General features: G+C 69.5%; 20 protein-coding genes. 7 read left to right on the forward strand and 13 right to left on the reverse strand.

Translation table 11 applies throughout. From position 1 onward, the window contains the following. Positions 1-99 precede the first annotated feature (99 nt). Positions 100-861, forward strand: a complete 762-nt coding sequence (locus ACZ7OO_RS02235) for a prolyl oligopeptidase family serine peptidase (RefSeq protein ID WP_471500613.1) — start codon at positions 100-102, stop codon at positions 859-861. 60 nt (positions 862-921) lie between these two features. Here ACZ7OO_RS02235 and ACZ7OO_RS02240 read toward each other — a convergent pair whose 3' ends face one another. After that, on the reverse strand, positions 922-1,875 hold the full coding sequence (locus ACZ7OO_RS02240; RefSeq protein ID WP_471500615.1) for a LysR family transcriptional regulator: 954 nt from the start codon (positions 1,873-1,875) through the stop codon (positions 922-924). A gap of 62 nt (positions 1,876-1,937) precedes the next feature. On the opposite strand from ACZ7OO_RS02240, the gene ACZ7OO_RS02245 reads away from it, so the two are divergent. Next, positions 1,938-3,215, forward strand: a complete 1,278-nt coding sequence (locus tag ACZ7OO_RS02245; RefSeq protein WP_471500617.1) for an MFS transporter — start codon at positions 1,938-1,940, stop codon at positions 3,213-3,215. A 9-nt stretch (positions 3,216-3,224) separates the two neighbouring features. Here ACZ7OO_RS02245 and ACZ7OO_RS02250 read toward each other — a convergent pair whose 3' ends face one another. Continuing rightward, positions 3,225-3,818: a cupin domain-containing protein gene (locus ACZ7OO_RS02250; protein WP_471500619.1), complete on the reverse strand. Its 594-nt coding sequence runs from the start codon at positions 3,816-3,818 to the stop codon at positions 3,225-3,227. Positions 3,819-3,853: 35 nt separating this feature from the next. Continuing rightward, positions 3,854-4,075 carry a hypothetical protein gene (locus ACZ7OO_RS02255; protein WP_471500621.1) on the reverse strand — a complete coding sequence of 74 codons (222 nt, stop codon included), beginning with the start codon at positions 4,073-4,075 and terminating at the stop codon, positions 3,854-3,856. On the opposite strand from ACZ7OO_RS02255, the gene ACZ7OO_RS02260 reads away from it, so the two are divergent. Continuing rightward, on the forward strand, positions 4,035-4,226 hold the full coding sequence (locus ACZ7OO_RS02260; RefSeq protein ID WP_471500623.1) for a helix-turn-helix domain-containing protein: 192 nt from the start codon (positions 4,035-4,037) through the stop codon (positions 4,224-4,226). The genes ACZ7OO_RS02255 and ACZ7OO_RS02260 overlap by 41 nt on opposite strands. Positions 4,227-4,494: 268 nt before the next feature. Beyond that, positions 4,495-5,508, forward strand: coding sequence for a sigma-70 family RNA polymerase sigma factor (locus tag ACZ7OO_RS02265; RefSeq protein ID WP_471500625.1), 1,014 nt, complete (start codon positions 4,495-4,497; stop codon positions 5,506-5,508). Here ACZ7OO_RS02265 and ACZ7OO_RS02270 read toward each other — a convergent pair. Then, complete coding sequence (locus tag ACZ7OO_RS02270; RefSeq protein WP_471500627.1) at positions 5,392-5,736, reverse strand: STAS domain-containing protein; 345 nt, start codon at positions 5,734-5,736, stop codon at positions 5,392-5,394. The genes ACZ7OO_RS02265 and ACZ7OO_RS02270 overlap by 117 nt on opposite strands. Before the next feature lie 196 nt (positions 5,737-5,932). Between ACZ7OO_RS02270 and ACZ7OO_RS02275 the strand changes: the two genes are divergently transcribed. After that, positions 5,933-6,853 (forward strand): AEC family transporter, encoded by a 921-nt coding sequence (locus ACZ7OO_RS02275; RefSeq protein ID WP_471500629.1) that lies wholly within the window; start codon positions 5,933-5,935, stop codon positions 6,851-6,853. Positions 6,854-6,861: 8 nt separating this feature from the next. Here ACZ7OO_RS02275 and ACZ7OO_RS02280 read toward each other — a convergent pair whose 3' ends face one another. From ACZ7OO_RS02280 to ACZ7OO_RS02310, 7 genes are all read right to left on the reverse strand, one after another. Then, positions 6,862-7,446, reverse strand: a complete 585-nt coding sequence (locus ACZ7OO_RS02280) for a Uma2 family endonuclease (protein WP_471500631.1) — start codon at positions 7,444-7,446, stop codon at positions 6,862-6,864. Between the two features lie 95 nt (positions 7,447-7,541). Next, entirely contained in the window at positions 7,542-8,825 is a 1,284-nt protein-coding gene (locus ACZ7OO_RS02285; protein ID WP_471500633.1) for a thymidine phosphorylase, read from the reverse strand. A 64-nt stretch (positions 8,826-8,889) separates the two neighbouring features. Then, a complete protein-coding gene (locus ACZ7OO_RS02290; RefSeq protein ID WP_471500635.1) occupies positions 8,890-9,291 on the reverse strand; it encodes a cytidine deaminase in 402 nt (133 codons plus the stop codon). Further along, positions 9,288-10,550 carry an ABC transporter permease gene (locus ACZ7OO_RS02295; protein ID WP_471500637.1) on the reverse strand — a complete coding sequence of 421 codons (1,263 nt, stop codon included), beginning with the start codon at positions 10,548-10,550 and terminating at the stop codon, positions 9,288-9,290. Before ACZ7OO_RS02295 ends, ACZ7OO_RS02290 begins: the two co-directional genes overlap by 4 nt. Next, a complete protein-coding gene (locus ACZ7OO_RS02300; protein ID WP_471500639.1) occupies positions 10,550-11,671 on the reverse strand; it encodes an ABC transporter permease in 1,122 nt (373 codons plus the stop codon). Before ACZ7OO_RS02300 ends, ACZ7OO_RS02295 begins: the two co-directional genes overlap by 1 nt. After that, on the reverse strand, positions 11,668-13,371 hold the full coding sequence (locus ACZ7OO_RS02305; protein ID WP_471501237.1) for an ABC transporter ATP-binding protein: 1,704 nt from the start codon (positions 13,369-13,371) through the stop codon (positions 11,668-11,670). The genes ACZ7OO_RS02300 and ACZ7OO_RS02305 overlap by 4 nt, the downstream gene beginning before the upstream one ends. Positions 13,372-13,639: 268 nt before the next feature. Further along, on the reverse strand, positions 13,640-14,689 hold the full coding sequence (locus ACZ7OO_RS02310) for a BMP family lipoprotein (RefSeq protein ID WP_471500641.1): 1,050 nt from the start codon (positions 14,687-14,689) through the stop codon (positions 13,640-13,642). 369 nt (positions 14,690-15,058) lie between these two features. On the opposite strand from ACZ7OO_RS02310, the gene ACZ7OO_RS02315 reads away from it, so the two are divergent. Next, complete coding sequence (locus ACZ7OO_RS02315) at positions 15,059-15,316, forward strand: hypothetical protein (protein ID WP_471500643.1); 258 nt, start codon at positions 15,059-15,061, stop codon at positions 15,314-15,316. Between the two features lie 109 nt (positions 15,317-15,425). On the opposite strand, the gene ACZ7OO_RS02320 is transcribed toward ACZ7OO_RS02315, so the two are convergent. Continuing rightward, on the reverse strand, positions 15,426-16,457 hold the full coding sequence (locus ACZ7OO_RS02320) for a BMP family lipoprotein (protein ID WP_471500645.1): 1,032 nt from the start codon (positions 16,455-16,457) through the stop codon (positions 15,426-15,428). Positions 16,458-16,770: 313 nt separating this feature from the next. Further along, positions 16,771-17,988 carry a M20 family metallopeptidase gene (locus ACZ7OO_RS02325; RefSeq protein ID WP_471500647.1) on the reverse strand — a complete coding sequence of 406 codons (1,218 nt, stop codon included), beginning with the start codon at positions 17,986-17,988 and terminating at the stop codon, positions 16,771-16,773. 260 nt (positions 17,989-18,248) lie between these two features. Here ACZ7OO_RS02325 and ACZ7OO_RS02330 point away from each other — a divergent pair, with 260 nt between their 5' ends. Further along, positions 18,249-18,905 (forward strand): class I SAM-dependent DNA methyltransferase, encoded by a 657-nt coding sequence (locus ACZ7OO_RS02330; protein WP_471500649.1) that lies wholly within the window; start codon positions 18,249-18,251, stop codon positions 18,903-18,905. The last annotated feature ends 15 nt before the right edge of the window (positions 18,906-18,920 follow it).

Consider the following 18,920-nt stretch of genomic DNA (forward strand, 5'->3'; position numbering starts at 1 on the left):
TAGATCGCTCGGCACTCTGCGAATCCCGTTCTCTGTCGATACGCAAAGGTGACCGCACGGACGGGTCGCGTACACCGCTTCTTCTGACACTGTTCTGTCATGGCACAGCAAGCGACGCCGGTCCGAACGGCCAGCCTGAGCAGGGCAGTCGGCCAGGAGCCGACGACGGTGAGCGGAGCGGTCCTGCTGCTCCCGGGCGGCGAGGAGGTCTCCGCCCGCAAACCGTCCCTCGTATGGGCGACGCCCTTCGTCCGCGCACTCGGACGCCGGCTCGCCCGGGACGGCCGGGACGAGGGGCTGGCCGCGCATATCGTCCACTACCGCTATCGCGGCTGGAACGGCAGCGAGGCGCATCTCGCGGGGGACGCGAGCTGGGCGGCCGACGAGGTGGTACGGCGGTACGGCGATGTCCCGGTGTGCCTGCTGGGCCTGGGCATGGGCGGCCGGGCCGCGCTGCGCGCGGGTGGCCATGAGGCCGTCAACTCCGTTGTCTCCGTCGCCCCTTGGCTGCCGGAGACGGATGTGGCGGCGCCCGAGGAACCGGTACGGCAGCTGGTGGGGCGCCGGGTGCTGATCGTGCACGGCACGAACGACGAGCGGACGGATCCGGAGCTGTCGTTCCGGCTGGCGGCGCGGGCGAAGAAGGCGAACCGGGAGGTGTGCCGGTTCGAGGTGCACTCGGACGGGCACGGCCTGCATCAGCACCGGGACGAAGTGCTCGCGCTGGCTTCGGACTTCGTGCTGGGGGCGTTGTTCGGGCATGCGGTTTCGCGGCCGGTGGAGGATGCGTTGGCGGCTCCGCCGCCCATCGGGTTGCGGATGCCGTTGGCTGCGGGGTTCGGTAGGTCGTTGCGGCGGTAGGGGGCGGGAGGTCGCGTTGCGTCCGGACTGCGGGTGATCTGTGGCTGGTCGCGCGTTCACCTAGGTCGGGAGCAGGTTGCCCTTCCTCATCAGCAGGAACTTCTTGAAGGCGGCCACCGGGGGTGTGTCCGGGTGGCCCTGGAGCCACGCCACGCCGATTTCCCGGGCCGCCCTCGGGGCCGTGACCGTCAGTTCGGCGACTCCCGGGCGGGGGAAGACCGGTGGGGGCAGGAGGGCCACGCCCAACCCCGCCGCCACCAGGCCCCGTAGCGTCTCCGCCTCCTCGCCCTCGAAGGCGACGCGTGGCCGGAACCCGGCCTCCTTGCACAGGTCGTCGGTGATGCGGCGCAGACCGTAGCCCGGCTCCAGGGTCACGAAGGTCTCGTCGGCCGCCTCGGCGAGCCGGATGCGCTTGCGGGCGGCCAGGGGGTGGTCCGCGGGAACCACCAGGCGCAGCTTCTGTTCGTCCAGGCGGCGGCCGACCAGGTCGGGGGCGTCCGGCACCGGGGAGGTGAGGCACAGGTCCAGCTCCCCCGCCCGCAGCTTCTCGATCATCGCCTCGCCGTAGTTCTGGACGAGGCTGAAACGGACGCGGGGGTGGTCGACGCGGAACGCCTGGAGGAGGCCCGGGACGGTCTCCGCGCCCATCGTGTGCAGGAAGCCGAAGGCGACCTTGCCGGTGGTGGGGTCGGCGTCGGCGCGTACCTCGTCGGCGGCGCGCTGGACCTCGGCGAGGGCGCGGTCGACCGAGGTGAGGAAGGTCCGGCCGGCGGGGGTGAGGGCGACGGTGCGGCCGTGGCGGGTGAAGAGGTCGACGCCGAGGTCCTGCTCCAGACGTGCCATCGCGCGGGAGAGGGTGGACTGGGGGACGTTGAGCTCCTGCGCGGCCCTGGTGACATGCTCCGTGCGGGCCACTCCGGCGAAGTACGCGAGGCGTGGAGCCAGCAACGTCGTCATGTCTTCTGTGTCACTGGACGGTGACAGGCGCTCCGCTGACCTCTGCTGATGCTTCATGGGAACGATTATGGCGATTCCATGCATTGGACGGATCAAAGAGGGGTCCGTACGTTCGAGGTATGTCTCCCGCCAGTACCGGGGCGTCCACCACTGTGGGCGCCGCAGCCACCGTCCCCGCCTCCGACGTCTCCGACTCCCGCATGAGCCCGGGCGGCCCCGGCTACCGCCGGATGAGCTTCGCCCTCTTCCTCTCCGGTGTCGCGACCTTCGCCCTCCTCTACTCCACGCAGGCCCTGCTGCCGCTGATCTCGGACGGCTTCGGGGTGAGCGCGAGCGACGCGAGCTGGACGGTGGCGGCGGCGACCGGCGGTCTGGCGCTGTTCGTCATCCCGATGAGCGCCCTGTCCGAGCGCTTCGGACGCCGTACGGTCATGACCGCGTCGCTGGCGGTGGCGGTGACCGTGGGCCTCCTGGTCCCCTTCGCGCCGTCGCTGGGCGTGCTGGTGGTGCTGCGGGGCATCCAGGGCGCCGCGCTGGCCGGGCTGCCGGCCTCGGCGCAGGCCTACCTGGCCGAGGAGGTCCGCCCCAGGGCGCTGGTCACGGCGATAGGCCTGTTCGTGGCGGGCAACAGTGTCGGCGGGATGAGCGGCCGGGTCATCACCGGCTGGGTCGCACAGGAGTGGGGCTGGCGGGTCGCCGTGGGCGTCATCGGCGTGATCGCGGTGGGCTGTGCGGTGGCCTTCCGGCTGCTTCTCCCGGCCCCGCGGCACTTCAAGGCGGGCTCGCTGCACCCGCGCCGGCTGCTCGCCACGATCCGCGACCACCTCGCCAACCCGCTGCTGCGCCGCCTGTACGCGATCGGCGCACTGTTCATGACCGTCTTCGGCGGCGTCTACACGGTGATCGGCTACCGCCTGACCGAGGAGCCGTTCTCGCTCCCCCAGGGCATCATCGGCTCGATCTTCCTCGTCTACCTGGTCGGTACGGTGTCGGCGTCGACGGCGGGCCGTCTGGTCGGCCGTCTGGGCCGCCGGGGCGCCCTCTACCTGGGCGGCGGCACGACGGCCGCGGGCCTCCTGCTCTCCCTGGCCGACTCGCTCCCGCTGGTCCTGCTGGGCCTCGTCCTGATCACCGCGGGCTTCTTCGCGGGCCACGCGGTGGCCTCCTCCGCGGTCAGCAAGACGGCCACCCACGGCCGGGCCCAGGCCTCCGCCATCTACCAGTCCGCGTACTACGTCGGCTCCAGCGCGGGCAGCACGGTGGGCGCGCTGGCCTTCCACGCGAGCGGCTGGTCCGGGACGGTGGGCGTGGGCCTGCTGGCGATCCTGGGCGTCGTGACGCTCACGGTACTGGGCTCGGTGGCGGCCCGACGGGAAGTCGTGGCCACCGCCGGCTGAAGCGCCCCGTCAGGAGCGCGGGGCCGTATCTGACATGCGGCTCCGCCGCGTGGGCGCGATCAACGGGTTCGTCACATGCGGTTCCGAATGCCGGCCCTGCGAGCTACAGGAACTCGCTGCGGTAGGTCGAGGCCAACTCGGCCGCGCGCGGCGGCGCTCCGCGAGCTCGTCCTCCGACAGCTGCGGCGGCGGCGCGTCCTTGCCCGCGACGACATCGCCGATGCGCAGGAAGTACTCGTCCTGGCCGGCGGGGGTGCACATGCACAGCATCCGGGCCGGCGCACCCGAAGTGTTGCGGAAGTTGTGCGGCGCGTTGGCCGGGATGTTGATCGTGGCTCCGGCCCGCACGGTGTGCTTCTCGCCGCGGAAGGTGAACTCGACCTCGCCCTCGAGGATCGTGGACATCTCCTCGAAGTCGTGCCGGTGCGGCGGCGGGCCGCCACCGTCGGGGACGCGCATGTCCAGCAGGCAGTACCGGCCGTTGGTCTGCTCGCCGGTGACCAGCATGGCGTACGTGTTGCCCACCAGCGAGATGTACGTCGTGCCGGGATCGTCGGGGTCCGCCACGGTCAGCGAGCGGGACGGATCGTCGTCGGGGATCATCGTGGTCGTCTCCTCGGAAGTCAGTCAGGTGGGAGTCAGGCGCCGGGCGCGACGACGACCTTGCCGCTGGGCAGTGCGCCCGCGTCGGCGTCGGCGTGCAGGGCCGGCAGCTCGGCCAGCGGCACCCGCCGGGCGACCTCGACGCGCAGTTCGCCCCGGTCGATCAGCTCCACCGGGTGCGACGGCTGCTCCGCGTCGCTGCGGACGAACAGGTCGATGCCGCGTACGCCACGCTCCTCGTCGGTAGGCGCGGGCATCCACACCGTGGTGTTCACCGCCTCCGGATCACGGCCCAGCGTCTCCGAGGCCGCCGCGCGCTGGCACTTCACCGACAGCAGCCACTTCATCCGCGCTTTCAAGAAGCAATACCAGGCGACACCAGCGCAATTCGCACGCCGGCTGACGTGACGACGCAGCCGGCCGCCGGAGGAGGTGGGCGGGGCTTCGACCCGGCGTACAGGGGCCCGGCCTGCGGCTGGAGCTGCTGGGGGCCGGGCAGCGGGCGCTGCTGTCTTCCGGCAGCGCCCACCAGCATCTGCTCATGTCCATGAAACAACCGGTCTGACCTGGACTTTTCCGTACTTCGGGGGCCATTGTCAGTGGGCTGCGGTAGCTTCCAAGTGCTGGAGCGCAACGGCGCGCGGGCAGGAACGGCCACAGGGGTGGGTGGACGGCAATGAGCAACAGCACGGCGACGGCGGAGCTGGACGTCGCACTGGAGAAGCACCGGACCGAGCTGACCGGGTACTGCTACCGGATGCTCGGCTCGTCGTTCGAGGCCGAGGACGCCGTGCAGGACACCCTGGTGCGGGCCTGGCGGAGCTACGACAAGTTCGAGGGCCGCTCCAGCCTGCGGTCGTGGCTGTACCGGATCGCGACCAACGTCTGCCTGGACATGCTGTCCGCGGGCAACAAGCGCGCCCGCCCGATGGACCTCTCCGAGTCGACCCCGCTCGCCCGAGCGGCACTGTCGCCCCGGCCCGACAACACCTGGCTGGAGCCGGTGCCGGACGCGCGGGTGCTGCCGACCGTGGAAGACCCGGCGGAGGCGGCCGTGGCCAAGGAGTCGGTCCGCCTCGCCTTCATGGCCGCGCTGCAACAGCTGCCGCCCAAGCAGCGGGCGGTGCTGATCCTGCGCGAGGTACTGGCCTGGAAGGCCAACGAGGTGGCCGAACTGCTCGGCACCAGTGTCGCGTCGGTCAACAGCGCCCTGCAGCGGGCCCGGGCCACACTGGCCGAGCAGCAGCAGTCGGGCGCCACCGCCGAGGTCTCCGACCCGCTCGACGAGGAACAGCAGAAGCTCCTGGAGCGGTATGTCGCGGCCTTCGAGGGCTACGACATGACGGCGCTGACGGCGCTCCTCCACGAGGACGCCATCATGACGATGCCGCCGTTCGACCTGTGGCTCGTCGGCCACGAGGACATCGCCGGCTTCATGACCACCACCGGCTCCGCCTGCGAGGGCTCCCGGCTGTTCCCGGTCCAGGTCAACGGCCTGCCCGGGTTCGCCCAGTACAAGCCCGACCCGGACACCGGCGGCTGGAGCCCCTGGGCGGTCCAGGTCCTGGAGATCTCAGACGGCCGGCTGACCGGGTTCCACTTCTTCCTCGACACCAAGCGCTGGTTCCCGCTCTTCGACCTCCCCCTCCTCCTGGAGGCGAAGACCGACGAAGCGGAGGAGGGAGCGTAGGGCGGGGTCGGGGTCCCGCAGCCGTATCCGCCCTCCGGCCCGGCGGGCGGTCAGCTCCAGCCGGGCCAGCAGATCGACGGCCGCGAGCCCGGGCGGCCCGATCCCGGCGACATCGCAGACGACGATCCCGGTCGCGCCGCCCGCCAGCAGCATGCGCACCTCGGCGCACAGCCCGGGCACCGCGTCCTTGGCGACGGGGCCGGGCAGCACGAGCACAGCGGGGGGCATGGCATCCACGAACCGGTAGACCGCCGTCGGCTCGACAACTCATCGGTAGGGTGGCGGGCTTCCGTACGGTCGTCGCGCAGATCACAGGGATCGCAGCGTTGACCTGCACCTGACCGACCCCGAGGGTTAGCTGTATGTCCCACCGATCAGCGAAGCCCTACCCACCCGACGGTCTCCTCCCCCGCGAGGGGGTCCCGTGCAGGGGGTGCTGAGCGGCTTCGCGGTCATCGCGATCGTCATCGGGGTCGGATACGTCCTCGGGCGCGGTGGCCACCTCGGGGTCAACGGCCGCGAGGTCCTGACCAAACTGGCCTTCCACGTCGCCTCCCCCGCCCTGCTCTTCACCACGCTCGCGAAGGCCGACCTGGCGGTGATCTTCTCCAGCCGCCTCCTGGTGACGGCCCTGAGCACGGCAGCGGCGGCGGGCGCGTTCGTGGCGGTGGGTGTCGGGCGCCACTGGGGCGTGGGACGCACCACCATCGGCGCGCTGTGCTCCAGCTACGTCAACTCCGGCAACCTCGGCATCCCGATCGCGGTGTACGTGCTGGGCGACGCGTCCCTGGTGGCCCCGGTCCTGCTCTTCCAGGTGGTCGTCCTCACCCCGGTCGCCCTGACGGTCCTGGACCTGTCGGGCATGGGCGAGAAGGGCCCCTGGTGGCGCAGGCTCCTCGCCCCGCTCCGCAATCCGATAGCCGTCGGCTCCCTCACCGGGGTCCTGGTCTCGGGGCTCGGCATCCGCCTCCCCGGACCGGTGATGGACCCCCTGACCCTGATCGGCAACATGTCGGTCCCGGCGGTGCTGCTCGCCTTCGGCATCTCCCTGCACGGCAGCACCCCGCCCGGCCGGGGCCGCGACCGCCACCCGGTGTTCCTCTCAGTGGCCCTGAAGTCGGTGGGCCAGCCGCTGATCGCCTGGGCCCTGGCATCAGCGGTCTTCGACCTCCACGGCGCCCCACTCCTCGACGTCACGGTGACCTCGGCCCTCCCGGCCGCGCAGAACCTCTACACCTACGCCGGCACCTACCACGTGGGCGAGGAACTGGCCCGCGACTCGATCCTCCTGTCGACGGTGCTGGCGGTACCGGTGCTGGTCGTGGTGGCGGCGTTGTTCGGGTGACGGGCCGGTCAGTCGACGGGGAACTCGCCGGTGTCGATCGTGAGGTCGAACGGTTCCGGCAGCCTGATGGGGTCGCCGAACTTGACGGCGCTGAGGACCCGGTAGACATCCCCCTTCGGCTCACCGTAGAGCGTCGCTGTGGGACCGCCGGGGGCCCAGCGGTCGATCAGGAGGTAGAGCCGGATGCCCGCGGTGGCGTAGGCGGCGGGCTTGCTGACGCGGTCGTGCCGGGCGTTGGACTTGGAGGTCACCTCGACGACGAGTTCGGCGAGGGCAGCCGGGACGTGCGAGTCCGCCTCGGGGTGCTCCGGCAGCTGGGTTACCACCAGATCCGGGATGAGCATGCCCAGCCGGGACGGCACGGAGATCGCCAGGGTCTGGAAGACCTCCCACTCCTCTGGGATCACTGAGTAGAGGCGACGCTGGATACGGGCCGCGATCACGTTGTGGCGGACGGCGGGAGCAGGTGACACGGTGATGATCCCCTCGATGATCTCCACCTTGCTGCCCTCGGGCCATTCCATCTCCTCCCAGTACCGGACGAGGTCGTCCCAGTTCTGGTCGGGGTCCTGGCTGACGGTGAGTGCGCTCACGGCGGTCTCCTATCGGTGCGTCACCGATCCCAGCATGCCGAACGGGACCGGTGCAGGTCCACCGATCCCGTTCATCCATACGAGGAAACACCTGGTCAGGCGATACGTTCCAGCACCACCGGCGACGCCTTGAACTCCGTGCCCGCCGGCGCGATGTCGTACGACCCCTCCACCGACTGGAGCGCGTACTCGAAGCGGTCCGGGGTGTCCGTGTGGAGGGTGAGGAGGGGCTGGCCCGCCGTGACCGTGTCGCCGGGCTTGGCGTGGAGTTCGACGCCCGCGCCCGCCTGCACCGGGTCCTCCTTGCGGGCGCGGCCCGCGCCCAGGCGCCAGGCGGCGACGCCGACGCCGTACGCGTCCAGGCGGGTGAGGACACCGGAGGACGGCGCCTTGATCACGTGCTGCTCCTTCGCCACCGGCAGCTCCGCGTCCGGGTCGCCGCCCTGGGCCGCGATCATCCGGCGCCAGACGTCCATCGCCGAGCCGTCGGCCAGCGCCTTGGCCGGATCAGCGTTCTTCACACCGGCCGCGTCCAGCATCTCGCGGGCCAGGGCGAGGGTCAGTTCGACGACGTCGGAGGGCCCACCGCCGGCCAGGACCTCAACCGACTCGCGGACCTCCAGCGCGTTGCCCGCCGTGAGGCCGAGGGGGGTGGACATGTCCGTGAGAAGCGCGACCGTCTTCACTCCGTGGTCGGTGCCGAGGCCCACCATCGTGGAGGCCAGCTCGCGCGCGTCCTCGATGGTCTTCATGAAGGCGCCCGTGCCCACCTTCACGTCCAGGACCAGCGAGCCGGTGCCCTCGGCGATCTTCTTCGACATGATGGAGGAGGCGATCAGCGGGATCGCCTCGACCGTGCCGGTGACATCGCGGAGCGCGTACAACTTCTTGTCCGCGGGGGCCAGGCCGTCGCCCGCCGCGCAGATCACCGCGCCGGTGCCGTCAAGGACGCTCAGCATCTCCTCGTTCGACAGCAGCGCGCGCCAGCCCGGGATCGACTCCAGCTTGTCCAGGGTGCCGCCGGTGTGGCCGAGGCCCCGGCCGGAGAGCTGGGGGACGGCCGCGCCGCAAGCGGCCACGAGGGGCGCGAGCGGGAGGGTGATCTTGTCTCCGACACCACCCGTCGAGTGCTTGTCGGCCGTGGGACGGGAAAGGGACGAGAAGTCCATGCGCTCACCGGACGCGATCATCGCCGCCGTCCAGCGGGCGATCTCCCGACGGTTCATGCCGTTGAGGAGGATGGCCATCGCGAGCGACGACATCTGCTCGTCGGCTACCTCGCCGCGCGTGTACGCGTCGATGACCCAGTCGATCTGTTCGTCGCTGAGCTCACCGCGGTCCCGCTTGGTGCGGATGACGGAGATGGCGTCCATGGCCATGACGTTCCCTTCGAAGCATTGCGAAGCGCGCGGCCCCTCCGGGCGAGGAGGGGCCGTACGGGAGTTACTTGGCGAGATGGTCCGGGCCGAAGGCCTGGGGCAGCATCTCGGAGAGGGGCAGGACGCCCTCCGGGGTGTCCAGGAGGAGGTCCGGGCCGCCGAACTCGTAGAGCAGCTGGCGGCAGCGGCCGCACGGGACGAGAAGCCCGCCCGTGCCGTCCACGCAGGTGAAGTGGGTCAGCCGGCCGCCGCCCGTGCGCTGGAGCTCGGAGACAAGGCCGCACTCGGCGCACAGGCCCAGGCCGTACGACGCGTTCTCCACGTTGCAGCCGGAGACCGTGCGGCCGTCGGCGACCAGGGCGGCGACCCCGACCGGGAAGCCGGAGTAGGGCGCGTAGGCGTGGGACATGGCTTCCCGCGCCTCGGCCCGCAGGGCCTCCCAGTCGAAGTCGGCGGCGGTCGTCACTTGCCCTGTCCCTTCCGGTACGGCAGGCCGTCCGCCTTCGGCATCCGCAGGGACTGCGCGGACAGCGAGAGCACCAGCAGTGTGACGAGGTACGGGGTCGCGGTCACGAGCTGACGCGGGACCTCGTTGGTGGAGGCGTACCAGATGAACATCAGGACCGAGATGACGATCGTGATGGCGGCCGGGACGTACTTCTTGCGCCAGGCCAGGTAGGCCGCGCCGAACACCAGCAGGATCGCGAGCAGCAGGATCAGCGCGTGCACGTTGACCGTGCCGCCGCGCAGGTTGAGGCTGTCGGTGTAACCGAACAGGCCCGCGCCCAGCGCAAGGCCGCCCGGCATCCAGTTGCCGAAGATCATCGCGGCGAGACCGATGTAACCGCGACCGGCCGTCTGGCCGTCCAGGTACACGTTGGAGGCGACGATCGAGAGGAACGCGCCGCCGAGGCCGGCGAAGCCACCGCTGATGATCACCGCGATGTACTTGTACTTGTAGACGTTGACGCCCAGGGACTCGGCCGCCACCGGGTTCTCACCGCAGGAGCGCAGCCGGAGGCCGAAGGCCGTGCGCCACAGCACCCACCAGGTGATCGGGACGAGCGCGACGGCGACGACCGTCAGTGGGGAGAGGTCGGTGAGCAGACCGCCGACGAGGCCCCCGAGGTCCGAGATCAGGAACCAGTGTTTCTCGTTGAGCGTGTTCAGCCAATCGGACAGGCCCGGGACGCTGAACGTGCCGAGCGAGTCGATCGGCGGGGACTGCTTGGAGGAGCCGCCGGGGGCGTTCTCGAAGGTGAACTTCGAGAGATAGCGGGTGGCGCCCAGGGCGAGGATGTTCAGGGCCACACCGGAGACGATGTGGTTGACGTTGAAGGTGACGGTCGCGACGGCGTGCAGCAGGGCGCCGAGCGCGCCGCCGAGGATGCCGAAGGCGACACCGGCCCAGGGACCCCACTGGTAACCGGCCCAGGCGCCGAACCAGGTGCCGAGGATCATCATGCCTTCGAGGCCGATGTTGACGACGCCCGCGCGCTCGGCCCACAGACCGCCGAGACCGGCGAGGCCGATCGGCACGGCGAGGCGCAGCGCGGTGGACATCTGGCCGGTCGAGGTGATGCCGTCGGCGCCGGTGATCAGGCGGACGGCCGAGGTCAGGATCAGTACGCCGGCGATGACCAGCAGGAGTACCGGGAGCGACATTCGGCGGCCGCCCTTGCCGGGCTGCTTCGCCTGCGGCTTGGCGATGGTCGCGGTGGACATCAGGCCGCCACCTCCTTCTTGGTGTTCTGGGCGGCGGCCGCGGCGAGCTCCGCGCCGACCTGGCGCTGCTGGCGGCGCAGGCCCCACTGGCGTACGGCTTCGTAGGAGATGACCACGGAGAAGACGATCAGGCCCTGCATGATCGTGGCGATCTCCTTCTCGTACGCCACCGGGGTCGCGTAGTCGAGGGCGGGCGAGGCCTTGTCGAGGAAGGCCCAGAGCAGGGCGGCGAAGGCGATGCCGCCGGGGTTGTTGCGGCCGAGCAGCGCGATGCCGATGGCGGTGAAGCCGAGGCCGGCCGGGAAGCTGAGGCTGTAGGTGTGGGTGTCGCCGAGCAGCAGCGGGAGGCCCGCGAGGCCGGAGACCGCGCCGGAGATCAGCATGGAGACCAGGACCATGCGCTTGGCGTCGACGCCGGAGGCGGCCGCGGCGGACTCGGAGGCGCCGGTGGCGCGCAGGTCGAAGCCGAAGCGGGTGCGGTTGAGGACCAGCCAGAAGACGATGCCGAGGGCGATGGCGACGAAGACCATGCCGTAGATCTCGCCGACGTCGGAGCCCAGGTTGATGCCCGGGAACCAGCCGGACTTCTTCATCTCGCCGGTCGTCAGGTTGTTGCCGACCTGGACACCCCAGACGTTGGCGAGGGTGACATAGCCGATGACGCTGGTGGCGATGGCGTTCAGCATGATCGTGGAGACGACCTCGCTGACCCCCCGGGTGACCTTGAGGACACCCGCGATTCCGGCCCAGAAGGCGCCGGTGAACATGGCGACCAGGAGGAGCATCGGGATCTGGAGGAAGGCGGGCAGGCCGATGTTGGCGCCCACGACCGCGGTCATCACGGCGGCGAGGCGGTACTGGCCGTCGACGCCGATGTTGAACAGGTTCATCCGGAAGCCGAGGGCGACCGCGATGGCCGCGATGTAGTACATCGCCGCCTGGTTGATGATCAGCACCTGGATGTCCGAGTACGGCAGCTGCTGGAGCATCAGCACGTACGGCTCGAACGGGTTGCGGTTCGAGGCGAGCAGCACGATCGACGTCAGCGCGATCGCGAGGACGAGCGCGATGACCGGGCCGGCCACCGCGAGGAGCACCCGCTCCTTGTCGAACTTCTTCATCGGGCCTCGTCCTCCGGACCAGCGGCGCCTTCGTCGGTGGTTTCTACGTGTTCCAGGTGGCCGGACGCGGCACCCGTCATGGCGGAGCCCAGCTCCTCCGGGGTGACGGTGGCCGGGTCGGCGTCCGCGACCAGCCTTCCGTCGAAGATCACCCGCAGGGTGTCCGACAGGCCGATCAGCTCGTCCAGGTCGGCGGAGATCAGCAGCACGGCCAGGCCCTCGCGGCGGGCGTCCCGGATGCGGTCCCAGATCTGCGCCTGGGCGCCGACGTCCACACCGCGGGTGGGGTGGGCGGCGATCAGGAACTTCGGGTTGTGGCTCATCTCGCGGCCGACGATCAGCTTCTGCTGGTTGCCGCCGGAGAGGGAGGCGGCGGTGACGTCGATGCCGGGGGTGCGGACGTCGTACTCCTCGACGATCCGGCGGGTGTCGGCCTGGGCGCTCTTGATGTCCAGCCAGAAGCCCTTGGCGTTCGGCTTCTCGGTGACGTGGCCGAGGATGCGGTTCTCCCAGAGCGGGGACTCCAGGAGCAGGCCCTGGCGGTGGCGGTCCTCGGGGATGTAGCCGACGCCGGCCTCGCGGCGCTTGCGGGTGCCCCAGGGGGTGACGTCCTCGCCGAGGAACTCGATCGAGCCGGAGTCGGCGTGCCGGGTGCCGATCAGCGCGTCGACCAGCTCGGTCTGGCCGTTGCCCTCGACGCCGGCGATGCCCATGACCTCGCCGGCGTGGATGGTGAAGGTGACGTCGTCGAGGACGCGCTTGGCCGCGCCGGGGGTGGTGGCCTCGTCCAGCACGTCGCCGCGGGCGGTGGCGCCGGCCGCGCCGGGCGTGGCGGTCTCGGCGAGCGCGCCGACCTCGCCGAGGGAGGCGCCGCTGGCGTAGACGGTGAGGTTGCGGACGGTGACGACCGGCTTGTCGGTGACCGTGGACTCGGCGGTCTCCGGGGTGGGCAGCTCGCTGCCGACCATCAGCTCGGCCAGCTGGCGCGGGGTGGTCTTGGAGGGGATCGCGGTTCCGACGGTCGTACCGCGGCGGATGACGGTGATGTCGTCGGCGACGGACAGAACCTCGCCGAGCTTGTGGGAGATGAAGATGACCGACAGGCCCTCGGACTTCAGCTCGCGCAGGTTGTCGAAGAGTGCGTCGACCTCCTGCGGGACGAGGACGGCGGTGGGCTCGTCGAGGATCAGGGTCTTGGCGCCGCGGTAGAGGACCTTGAGGATCTCCACGCGCTGCCGGTCGGCGACACCGAGGTCCTCGACCAGGGCGTCCGGGCGGATGCCGAGGCCGTAGCGGTCGGAGATCTCGCGGATCTTCTTCCGGGCGTTGCCGCCGATGCCGTACAGCTTCTCGCTGCCGAGCACGACGTTCTCGAGGACGGTCAGGTTGTCGGCCAGCATGAAGTGCTGGTGGACCATGCCGATGCCGCGCGCGATGGCGTCGGCCGGGGACGAGAAGGTGACCTGCTCGCCGTCGATCGCGATGGTGCCCTCGTCCGGCTTCTGCATGCCGTAGAGGATCTTCATCAGGGTCGACTTGCCGGCCCCGTTCTCACCGACGAGGGCATGGACGGTGCCCTTGCGGACCGAAAGGTGGATGTCGTGGTTGGCTACGACACCCGGGAATCGCTTGGTGATCCCCGCCAGCTCGACCGCGGCTGTCGTCTCTGCGGTGAGCGGAGGGCTGCTGGACGCGTCGATGGCGCACTCTCCTCGGGAAAGGGGTCGCTCTACGCGCGTAGCGCCCCTGCTTTAAATAGTGCCCGGACCTGACCGAGCTTTTTTGACTCTCGATCCGTTCCGAGCATTCTGCCGCGCGAACGGGGTGGGTCCCCGCCGTAGCCCGTCGGGATCCGGGTCTACGGCGGGGCGCGGGAGGAAGATCCTGCCCGCACCCCGTTCCGTGGCCGTAACGCTGCCATTACGGCGCGCCTTTGACCATGGCTACGACATGGTCATGACCCCTGGGTCAGGAGGTCTTGACCGTGATCGAACCGTTCTTGATGCCGTCCTCGGCCTTCTTGATCGCGGCCTGCATGGCGGCGTTGTTCTTGAAGGCGGGGTTGGACTCGGCGATACCCACGCCGCCCGACTTGAGGTCGCCGCGGATCTCGCCCGACAGCGGCTTGTTGTCCTTGATGACGGACTTGGAGAGGTCGTAGACCGCGCCCTCGACGTTCTTCAGGGCCGAGGTCAGGATGTAGTCCTTGTACGCGGCGAGGGCACTCTGCTTGTACTGGTCGGAGTCCACACCGATGGCCCACACCTTGTGCGTGGCGGCGGACTTGATCACACCCTGGCCGGAGAGACCGGCCGCGGCGTAGATCACGTCCGCACCGGAGTCGATCTGACCGTTCGCGGCACTCTCACCCTTGTCCGGGCTGGAGAAACCACCCTCCTGAGGCGTCTGAGTCAGGTACTGCGACTCGATCTTGATCTTCGGGTTGACCGACTTGGCCCCCTGCACGAAGCCGGCCTGGAACTTGTGGATCAGCGGAATGTCCACACCACCGATGAAACCGATGTGGTCCTTCTTCGTCGCCGTGGCGGCGGCGACACCGGCCAGGTACGACGACTGCTCCTCATGGAAGACCATGTCGGCGACGTTCTTCGCCTTGTCGTTGTTGTCGTCGATGATGCCGAAGGTGATCTTCGGATACTTGGCCGCGATCTCCTTGACGGCCGGCGCGTAGACATAGCCGACACCGATGATCGGGTTGTAGCCCGCCTTGGCGAGCTGCTCAAGCCGCTGCGCCTTGTCGGCATCCGTCTCGTTGTCGCTCGGCTCGACGTCCCGCCCACCGATCTTGAACTCCGCCTCCGCCTTCTGGAAACCGGCGAACGCGGCGTCGTTGAAGGACTGGTCGCCCTTGCCGCCGATGTCGTAGGCGAGACCGATACCCTTGCTCTGGCCTCCCCCGGTGGAAGAGCTGGTCGAGCTGCTCCCACAGGCGGACACGGTGACGGCGAGGGCCGCGGTTGCGGCACCTGCGATCGCAATACGGGACACCCTGCGCATGGTACGAGACTCCTTTGTGCAAGCGCCCATACCAGGCGCTGGTTCCGCCGCAGCGTAACGCGCGTAGACAAATCAGAGAACCCGGCCTTGCCAGAGTGTTATCCGACCGTTTCGAACTCTGGACCCGGCATGAGCTCACCAGTGTCATGTACCAGCCACCCGCAGGCCAAAGATTCCTCTGCGGAAGGATCTTTTCGCCGCTCGCCCTGCGCCACGATCCATGATCGAGTCACGCACCCCGCAGGCCGACCACCTGCGGTATGTCTTTGAATCTTTGGGGAAGATCATGAAACTGAGCAAGATCACGGCCGCTACGGCGGCATCGGCATCGCTCTGTCGGCCGCAGTGGTGGGTGTGGCAACGCCCGCCATGGCTTCGACGAACTGCAGCACGTGGACGTCCTCGGACCGGTCCACCGGTTACGGCAAGTGCACCGGCGGAGACACCCGCTTCGACGTCCACCGCGTCAAGGTGGTCTGCATCGGCCCCACCGGCAGCACGTTCAACGTCTACGGCAAGTGGGTCAACACCCGTGACAAAGAGACGTCCAAGGGCGTCTGCACCACCGACACGAAGAAGTCCGGCGTCGAGGTCTACAAAATGAGCGTCGAGACCGACAGGCTCTGACCCTCGCCGTCCAGAGGGCGCACTCGCTCGCGGACACCATACGGAAGCCCCGGGGCGTTGGCCCCGGGGCTTCCTCGTCAGCAGGTCGGGCCGCAGGCCGACGGCACACTCACTGCGTGTTGACAGTGACCGTCCCACCGACGATGTCCTGCTTGGCCTTCTCGACGGCGGCGACGACGTTCTTCATCGCCACGTACTTCGGGTTGGAGTCGGCGAAGCCGACGCCACCGGACTTCAGGTCGCCGCGGATCTCGCCCGAAAGCGGCTTGCCGTCGACGACGGACTTGACCAGGTCGTACACCGCGCCGCCGACGTTCTTCAGAGCGGAGCCGAGGATGTAGTCCTTGTACTTCGCGAGCGCGTCCTGCTTGTACTGGTCGGAGTCCACGCCGATGGCCCACACCTTGTGCTCGGCGGCGGACTTGATCACACCCTGGCCGGAGAGACCGGCGGCCGCGTAGATCACGTCCGCACCGGAGTCGATCTGACCGTTCGCGGCACTCTCACCCTTGTCCGGGCTGGAGAAGCCACCCTCCTGAGGAGTCTGGGTCAGATACTGCGACTCGATCTTGATCTTCGGGTTGACCGACTTGGCCCCCTGCAAGAAGCCGGCCTGGAACTTGTGGATCAGCGGGATGTCCACACCACCGATGAAACCGATGTGGTCCTTCTTCGTCGCCGTGGCGGCCGCGACACCGGCCAAATACGACGACTGCTCCTCATGGAAGACCATGTCGGCGACGTTCTTCGCCTTGTCGTTGTTGTCGTCGATGATGCCGAAGGTGATCTTCGGATACTTGGCCGCGACCTCCTTCACGGCCGGCGCGTAGACATAGCCGACACCGATGATCGGGTTGTAGCCCGCCTTGGCCAGCTGCTCAAGCCGCTGTGCCTTGTCGGCATCCGTCTCGTTGTCGCTCGGCTCGACGTCCCGCCCGCCAATCTTGAACTCCGCCTCCGCCTTCTGGAAACCGGCGTAGGCGGCGTCGTTGAAGGACTGGTCCCCCTTGCCGCCGATGTCGTAGGCAAGGCCTATGCCCTTGCCGTTGTACTTGCCGGACGAGGTCGTGGCGGTGCCACCACTGTCCTGGCTGGACTTACCGCACCCGGCGGCGGCGAGGGCGATGACGGCGACGGTCACCGCGGCTTGGGAGACCCTCGACCTGCGAGAGATTCCCCTAGAGACAGAACGCACAGCAAGCACCCCTTCGTCCCCACGGCACCGTCACCGGCCCGCTTCCCCAATCGGCCACCTCTGGTGGCGATTTCGGCGCACAGTAACGCGCGTAGAAGGGGAGGGGAACGGGGTTTCTCCTGGCCGTTATCGAACCGTGCCGCCCCCGGGTTACAAGTGGAGATCGCCGGTTACACCGGGGTGACACAAGGGGACGAAGGGGTCCTGATCGGGCACCTTCGTCCCCGCGGCCGGCCGACCGTTTCTCCAGCCGCTGCTGCTAGCGGGTCGCGTCGAGGAGAGCGGCGGCCGTGAACAGCTCCACCCCGACCGTGATGGCCCGGTCGTCGGCGTCGAAGTCACCCTGGTGCAGGTCACGCACGGTCCTCTCGCCCGGCGTGCGCACCCCGAGCCGCGCCAGCGCGCCCGGCACATGCTCCAGGTACCAGGAGAAGTCCTCGCCGCCCAGGCTCTGCTCGGTCCCCTCGATGGAGTCGGTGCCGCGCCGGGCGGTCATCGCGTCCCGGAGCAGTTCGGTGATCACCGGGTCGTTGACGACCGGCGGCACCCCACGCACGTAGTTGATCTCGGACTTGGCCCGGTGCAGGGTCGCGACCTCGTCGATCGCCGCGTGCACGACGTCCGGAGCCTGCCGCCAGGCCGTCAGATCCAGGCACCGCACGGTCCCGGAGAGCTCGGCGTGCTGCGGGATGACGTTGGGCGCGTGCCCGGACTCGATCCGCCCCCAGGTCACGGCGAGCCCGCTGCGGCTGTCCACGCGCCGCGCGATGAGCGCAGGCACGTCGACGGCGACCCGGGCGGCGGCGGTGACCATGTCGGTGGTGAGATGCGGTCGGGCGGTGTGCCCGCCGGGCCCGTCCAGGGCAACCTCGATGCGGTCGCAGGCGCTGGTGATGGCCCCGGTCGTGAGCCCGATCCTGCCCACGTCCACCCTGGGGTCGCAGTGCACGGCGATGATCCGCCCCACCCCCTCCAGCACCCCGGACGCGATGGCGTCTGCGGCACCGCCGGGCAGCACCTCCTCGGCGGGCTGGAAGAGCAGTCGTACGGGCCTCGGCAGCAGCCCCCGCTCGTGCAGCTCGGCGAGGACCAGTCCGGCGCCCAGCACGACGGCCGTGTGCACGTCGTGCCCGCACGCGTGCGCCCGGTCGGGCACGGTGGACCGGTAGGCGCACTCGGTCTTCATGTCCGGGATGGGCAGGGCGTCGATGTCGGCACGGAGCGCGAGCACGGGCAGCCCGTCGGCCCCCGGCCCGATGTCACAGATGAGCCCGGTTCCCGAGGAGAGGACGCGAGGCCGCAGGCCGGCCTTCTCAAGCCGTTCCTTGATCGCGGCCGTGGTACGGAACTCCTGGTTGCCGAGCTCCGGGTGCATGTGCAGATCGCGCCGGAAGGCTACGAGTTCGGCGTGCAGCTCCTCGCTGAGTACGCCGGGGAGCACATCCCCTGGGAGGTCGGCCTCGGACTCTAGGGACATCAATTGGTTCACCCTCTGAAGGGTAGGACGCCCGGAGGGTCAACTGCCCGGAGATCAACAAAAGTTCAGCCCGTTAGGGGAAGAAATGCTGACCGCGGAAGCATGACCTCGGACGTGGCTGGGTAAAACCTATGTTTCCTCTTCCACGCATACCACGCCGCACGGCAATCACGCCGTTTGTGTCCACGTACCGGAACGGAAGCGAGCCGGAACGACGACTTCGCCACGCGTGGGCCGCCCGCCCGGTAGCGTGCGCGACCGTGACGGACTCGGAGACGACCGACTTCATAGAGACCACCCGTACGTCCTACGACGCGATCGCCAGGGACTACTCCGCCGCCTACCCCGGTCTCCCCGACCTACCGGTGGACCTGTCCATGATCGCCGCCTTCGCCCAGCTGGTGAAGGCGAACGGCACCGCCCCCGTGGCCGACCTGGGCAGCGGCCCCGGCCACATCACCGCCCATCTGAACGACCTGGGCGTCCCGGCCTTCGGCATCGACCTCTCCCCCGCCATGGTCACCCTGGCCCGTGAGGCCCACCCCGCCCTGCGCTTCCACCGGGGCTCGATGACGTCCCTGGAGCTGCCCGACGAGACCCTGGGCGGTGTCCTCGCCCTCTACTCGATCATCCACATCCCCGACGACCACCTCCCGGCGACCTTCGCCGGCTTCCACCGCGTCCTGGTCCCCGGCGGCCATGTCCTGCTGGCGTTCCAGAAGGGCGAGCAACCGGGCCTCCACCTCACCGAACGCTTCGGCCACGAGATCGACCTCCGCTACTACTGGCGCCCGGCGTACGCGGTGGGCGACATGCTCGCCAAGGCGGGTCTGGAGGTGGCGGCCACCCTGATCCGTGAGCCGGTGGACCAGGAGAAATGGCCCCGGGCGTTCGTCCTGGCCCGTAAGCCGGGCTGACCCGGCGCACCGCGG

Source organism: Streptomyces sp. NPDC111744, from assembly GCF_055634995.1.